General features: G+C 68.2%; 5 protein-coding genes. 3 read left to right on the top strand and 2 right to left on the bottom strand.

The features are described 5' to 3' along the window. Nucleotides 1–927: DNA-processing protein DprA (dprA, locus tag GJ693_RS13025; protein ID WP_156256718.1), on the bottom strand; the 927-nt coding region annotated here is incomplete at its 3' end. Next, entirely contained in the window at nucleotides 924–1,517 is a 594-nt protein-coding gene (gene plsY, locus GJ693_RS13020) for a glycerol-3-phosphate 1-O-acyltransferase PlsY (RefSeq protein WP_156256717.1), read from the bottom strand. The genes dprA and plsY, both read right to left, overlap by 4 nt. A gap of 57 nt (nucleotides 1,518–1,574) precedes the next feature. On the opposite strand from plsY, the gene GJ693_RS13015 reads away from it, so the two are divergent. The 3 genes from GJ693_RS13015 to GJ693_RS13005 are packed head-to-tail and all read left to right on the top strand — an operon-like array spanning nucleotide 1,575 to nucleotide 5,960. Continuing rightward, nucleotides 1,575–3,167 carry an amidohydrolase family protein gene (locus tag GJ693_RS13015; RefSeq protein WP_235902889.1) on the top strand — a complete coding sequence of 531 codons (1,593 nt, stop codon included), beginning with the start codon at nucleotides 1,575–1,577 and terminating at the stop codon, nucleotides 3,165–3,167. Then, a complete protein-coding gene (locus tag GJ693_RS13010; RefSeq protein WP_156256716.1) occupies nucleotides 3,164–4,279 on the top strand; it encodes an L-lactate dehydrogenase in 1,116 nt (371 codons plus the stop codon). Before GJ693_RS13015 ends, GJ693_RS13010 begins: the two co-directional genes overlap by 4 nt. Nucleotides 4,280–4,307: 28 nt before the next feature. Further along, the gene (locus GJ693_RS13005; RefSeq protein WP_156256715.1) at nucleotides 4,308–5,960 is read left to right on the top strand and encodes an NAD+ synthase; all 1,653 of its coding nucleotides are present in this window, start codon (nucleotides 4,308–4,310) and stop codon (nucleotides 5,958–5,960) included. Nucleotides 5,961–6,043 lie beyond the last annotated feature (83 nt).

Raw genomic sequence — 6,043 nt, 5'->3', positions numbered from 1 at the left:
GCGGGCGGCCGGATCGGGCGTGGCGGCGGGGGTGGGCAGCGGCTCGGCGACGTTCAGCGGGAGCGCGGGCTGGCCGGAGAGGGTGGAGAGCGCCTCCAGCACGTCGGCCGCCGTCTGGATCAGCGTGGCGCCTTCGCGGATGAGCAGGTTGCAGCCCTGCGCGCGCGGATCGAGCGGGGAGCCGGGCACGGCCATCACCTCCCGCCCCAGATCGGCCGCGATGCGCGCCGTGATCAGGCTGCCGGATTTGGGCGCGCCTTCCACCACGATGGTGCCGGAGCTCAATCCCGCGATGATGCGGTTGCGGCGCGGAAAATGGCGGGCCTGCGGCTCGACGCCTGGCGGCTGTTCGGCGATCACCAGGCCCTGTTCGGCAATACGCGCCATCAGATCGGCGTGATCGGGCGGATAGGCGACATCCACCCCGCCGGCGACCACCGCGATGGTGCCGCGCTCCAACGCCGCCGCGTGTGCCGCCGCATCGATGCCGCGCGCCAGGCCGGACACGACGACATAATCCGCCTCTGCCAGATCAAGCGCCAGTTGGCGGGCGAAGCGCGTGCCCGCTGCGCTGGCGTTGCGGGCGCCAACGATGGCCACCGCGGGCCGATCGAAGAGGGCGAGGTCTCCCCGCGCATAAAGCACGGGCGGGGCGGTTTCGGTGCCCGCCAGCAGCGCGGGATAATCCGGGGTGCCGGTGAACAGCAGCTGCGCGCCCAGCCGGGCTGCGGCTTCGAGTTCGGCCAGCGCTTCGGCTTCGGGGTGGAGCGTGATGGTGCGATTGCCGCGCCGGGCGAGATCGGGCAGCGCCTTCAGCGCGGTTTCGGCGTCGCCAAAACGGGCGATGAGCTGGCGATAGGTGACCGGGCCAATCGAATCGGTGCGGATCAGGCGCAGCCGCGAGACTGCATCCGAAGGCAGGCTCATTTGGCCTTTTGCCCGATCTTGGATTCGGTGCCGGCGCGCAGGCGGGCGAGATTCTCGCGATGCTGGAAGATCAGCAGCGCGGCCAGCAGGGCGAGGTGGGCGCTCCACCCCGGCGCCCATTCGCCCGCCAGAAACCAGGCCGCGATCGGGCAGGCGATGGCGGCCAGCATGCCGCCAACGCTGGAGTAACGCGTGGCCAGCGCGCCGCCGAGCCAGGTGGCCAGGGCAATGACTCCGGCGAGCGGGGCGGCGGCGAGCGTGATGCCCAAGATCGTCGCAACGCCCTTGCCGCCGCGGAACTTGAGCCAGACGGGGAAGCAATGGCCGATGAACGCCGCGGTGCCGGCCACGATCCCGCCCATTTCGCCACCCAATTGCCGCCCGATCACCACCGCCGCCACGCCCTTGCCTGCATCCAGCAGCAGCGTGGCGGCGGCCAGCCCCTTGTTGCCGGTGCGCAGCACGTTGGTGGTGCCGATGTTGCCGCTGCCGACCTGGCGGATGTCGATGCCGATCATCCGGGTGAGCAACAGCCCGAACGGGATCGAGCCGAGCAGATAGCCGATGGCAATGGGTGCAATCCAATCCATTGCCGCAGCCTAGCGGGACGCTGAGCGGGCGTCTATGCTGCGGGCAACAGGGGGGAAATGATGAAAGCCGTGATCGCCATCGCTGTGGCCCTGCTGGCCGGTTCTGCCAGTGCCCAGATGAAGCCCACCCCGCCGCGCGACACCGCGCTGGCCGCCGGGCCCTATGAAACGCTGGTGATCCGGGGCGCCACCATCATCCCCGGCAACGGCGGGCCCCCATACGGCCCGGCCGACATCATCATCAACGGCGGCCGCATCACCGATATCCGCAGCGCGGGCACCCCCGGGCTACCGATGCGCACAAGCCGGCCACCGGTTGGCGCCACGCGGGAACTGGATGCCACCGGAATGTATGTTCTCCCCGGTTTCGTGGACGTGCACGGCCACAATGGCGACCCCGAGAAGATGAACGACCCCAGCTATGCCTGGCGGCTGTGGCTGGCGCACGGGGTGACGACGGTGCGCGGCGTGTCCTTCTTTGGCGGCGACGTGGCGCGGGCGTTTGACGAGCGCCGGCGCGCGGCGGCGGGCGAGATCATCAGCCCACGCCTTTATGTTTATCAAACACTTGGCAGTGGTGCGAACGCCGGCTGGAAGGGCGGGCGCGTCACCACACCGGAAAAGGCGCGCGAATGGGTGCGCTGGGCGGCGAGTGCCGGCATCGATGGCATCAAGTTCTTCAACCGCGGCGACGAAACGCCGGAGATCGACAAGGCCGCCATTGCCGAGGCGAAGAAGCTGGGACTGGGCACCGTCGCCCACCTGTCCCAACCCAACATCGCCGAGTTCAACGCCCGCGATGCGGCGGCCGCCGGCCTGGGGACCATCACGCATTTTTACGGGCATTTTGAAAGTCTTCTGAAGGATCGGCGGGTGCAGGACACGCCGGCCGATTATAATTTCAACGACGAGCAGAAGCGCTTTGGCGGCATCGCCGAGATCTGGGACCAGATCTATGAGCCCGGTGGGCCCGAGTGGGTGGATTATCTGAAGGCGCAGAAGGCGACCGGTGTGGTGTTCGATCCCACCTTCAACATCTACAGCGCCAGCCGCGACCTGATGCGGGCGCAGCGGGCGGAATGGCATGATCGCTACACGCTGCCGAGCCTGACCAAGTTCTTTGAATCGAACCGCGACAACCACGGCAGCTATTTCTTCGACTGGACCAGCGAGCGCGAATATGAATGGCGGCACTTCTACACGCGCTACATGCAATTGGTGAATGATTACAAGAATATGGGTGGCCGGGTGACGACCGGGAGTGACCCGGGCTTCATCTGGCAGACCTGGGGCTTCGGCTATATCCTGGAACTGGAATTGCTGCGCGAAGCCGGCTTTGCGCCGTTGGAGGTGATCCAGGCCGCTACCATCAACGGCGCTCGCACGCTGGAAGAACCCAAGGGCCGCGAGCCGGATTTCGGTCTGGTCCGCATCGGCATGCGCGCCGATCTGATCGTGGTGCCGGAGAACCCCCTCGCCAATCTGAAGACGCTCTATGGCACCGGCTTTGCCCGACTGGACGAGGCGACGCAGAAGACGGTGGTGAAGGGCGGCATCCGCTGGACCATCCGCGACGGCATCGTGCACGACGTGCCGGCGCTGCTGAAGAGCGTGGAAGACCAGGTGGCGGCGGCGAAGGCGGCCAAGTGAGGCTGGCCAGCATCGCGGATTATCGCGCTGCCTCGCGCCGGCGGGTGCCGCGCTTCCTGTTTGATTACACCGATGGCGGCAGCTACGCGGAGCAGACGCTGGCGGCAAATGTCGCCGATCTGGCCGCGATCCAGCTTGATCAGCGCGTCCTGGTGGATGTGTCGCGCATCAATACGCAGGTGAAATTGCTGGGGCAGGCGCTGGCCATGCCGGTGGTATTGGCACCCGTCGGACTCGGCGGGCTGCATGCGCGGCGCGGCGAGGTGCAGGCGTGGCGCGCCGCACGCGAGGCAGGCATTGCGATGGCGCTTTCCACCGTCTCGGTGTGCAGCCTGGCAGAGGTCACGCAAGGCGGCGGTGCGGCGCCGTGGTTCCAGCTCTATCTGACCAAGGACAAGGCGGCGAACGAAGCCATGATCGCCGAAGCGCGCGCGCAGGGCTGCCCGGCATTGGTGCTCACCGTCGATCTGCCAACGCCGGGCGCGCGCTATCGTGATGTGCGCTCCAGCCTCACCGGCGCGCCGGGGTTGGCCGGCATGCTGCACCGGGCCGCCCAGGTGGCGGCGCGGCCGGGCTGGGCGATTGATGTCGGGCTGCTCGGCGGGCCGGTGGCGATGGGCAATCTCACCGGGCTCGTGGGCGCGAAAGCGCCGCTGAGCGACTATCTCGGCTGGATCGCGCGCAATTTCGATGCCAGCGCCGATTGGGATCGGCTGGCCTGGGTGCGTTCGCTGTGGCCGGGGCCGCTGATCGTGAAGGGCATTCTCCACCCCGATGATGCGGCGCTGGCCGTGCAGCATGGCGCGGATGCGATCGTGGTCTCCAACCACGGCGGGCGGCAGCTGGACGGCGCCCTGTCCGCCACGCGCGCCCTGCCGGCAATCATGGACCGGCTCGGCGGCTGCATCCCGGTCATGGCCGATGGCGGCGTGCGCTCCGGCCTTGATGTGCTGCGCTATGTGACGCTGGGCGCGGCGGCGGTGATGATCGGCCGGCCCTGGGTGTGGGGACTGGGCGCGGGCGGCCAGGCCGGCGTGGCCCACGTGCTGCAACTGCTGCGCGCCGAGCTGGAGACCGCCATGGCGCTTACGGGTCGCACCCGACTGGCCTGATCCGCAAATCCGCTGTATCGCGGCGCCCATGACCGACAGGCTCATCATCGCCCTTGCCCAGCTGAACGCCAGCGTGGGCGATCTGGCCGGCAATGCCGATGCCATATTGACGGCGCGCGCCGCCGCCGCCGGGGCGGACCTGCTGGTCACGCCCGAACTCTCCATCGTCGGCTATCCGCCGGAAGATCTGGTGCTCAAGCCCGCGCTGGTTGATGCCGCCAGAGCGCAGGTGGAGCGGCTCGCCGCTGCCACCGCCGACGCGGGCCCGGCGCTGCTGGTGGGCGCGCCGTGGGCCGAGGATGGCCGGCTGTACAACGCCATGCTGCTGCTGGATGGCGGCCGCATCGCTGGCATCACCCGCAAGCATGACCTGCCCAATTATGGCACCTTCGATGAAAAGCGGCTGTTTGCGGCGGGGCCCTTGCCTGGCCCGCTCACCCTGCGCGGCGTGCGCATCGGCGTGCCGATCTGCGAAGACATGTGGACGCCGGACGTGTGCGAGTGCCTGGCCGAAACCGGCGCGGAAATCATCATCGTGCCCAACGGCAGCCCGTTCGAGGTCGGCAAGGATGACCGCCGGCTCAACCTCGCCGTCGCCCGCGTTGTCGAAACCGGGTTGCCGCTCATCTATCTCAACCGGGTTGGCGGGCAGGACGAGCTGGTGTTTGACGGCGCGTCCTTCGTGCTCAACGCCACGCGCACGCTGGCCCACCAATTGCCGGATTGGGACGAGACCATCCGTCTGACGGAGTGGAACAGGGAAGACAAGGGCTGGACCTGCGCACCCGGCGACATCAGCCCGCAGGATGACGACCCCGCCGACGTCTATCACGCCATGCTGGTGGGCCTGCGCGATTATGTGAACCGCAACCGCTTCCCCGGTGTGGTGCTTGGCCTGTCGGGCGGCATTGATTCGGCGCTGTCGGCTGCTGTCGCCGTGGATGCGCTCGGCGCCGATCGCGTGTGGTGCGTGATGCTGCCCAGCCCGTTCACCAGCCAGAACAGCCTGGATGATGCCGCCGAATGCGCGCGGCTGCTTGGCTGCCGGCTCGACACGGTGCGCATCGAACCGGCGATGACGGCGTTCGACGCGATGCTCGGCCCCCTGTTCGACGGCCGCCCGCGCGACATTGCCGAGGAGAATATCCAGTCCCGCATCCGCGGCCTGGCGCTGATGGGCCTTTCGAACAAGTTTGGCCCGATGCTGCTCACCACGGGCAACAAGAGCGAGATGAGCGTCGGCTATGCCACCATCTATGGTGACATGGCCGGCGGCTATTCGGTGCTGAAGGATCTCTACAAGACGACCGTGTTCAAGGTGAGCGCGTGGCGCAATGCCAACAAGCCGCGCCTTGGCCTGGGCCCCGATGGCCCGGTGATGCCCGCCAATGTCATCACCAAGCCGCCCACCGCCGAACTGCGTGAGAACCAGACGGATCAGGACAGCCTGCCACCGTACGACCTGCTCGACCGCATCCTCTATGGCCTGGTTGAACAGGAACGCTCGGCCAGCGACCTGATCGCGGAAGGACTGGATGCCGCCACCGTCGCCCGCATCGAACGGCTGCTCTACATCGCCGAATACAAGCGCCGGCAGGCGCCGCCGGGCGTGAAGATCGGCCGCCGCAACTTCGGCCGTGACCGTCGCTATCCGATCAGCAATGCGTTCCGCACCGCTTAGCCTGGCGCTGCTGCTGGCCGGGCCGGCGTTGGCCGCCTCCACGCCCGGCCCGCCAGCACCGCTGCCGCCCCTGGTGCTGCCGG

It is taken from the genome of Sandarakinorhabdus oryzae, from assembly GCF_009733735.1.
GTDB classification, from domain to species: domain Bacteria; phylum Pseudomonadota; class Alphaproteobacteria; order Sphingomonadales; family Sphingomonadaceae; genus Sandarakinorhabdus; species Sandarakinorhabdus oryzae.
Note: the sequence above shows the minus strand (reverse complement) of the source record. Positions and strands in the feature narration are given on the sequence as shown.

What these genes read in the sequence shown, in the direction of transcription:
- plsY (WP_156256717.1), bottom strand. Translation starts at nt 1,517, where the DNA reads ATGGATTGGATTGCACCCATTGCCATCGGCTATCTGCTCGGCTCGATC.
- GJ693_RS13015 (WP_235902889.1), top strand. Translation starts at nt 1,575, where the DNA reads ATGATGAAAGCCGTGATCGCCATCGCTGTGGCCCTGCTGGCCGGTTCT.
- GJ693_RS13005 (WP_156256715.1), top strand. Translation starts at nt 4,308, where the DNA reads ATGACCGACAGGCTCATCATCGCCCTTGCCCAGCTGAACGCCAGCGTG.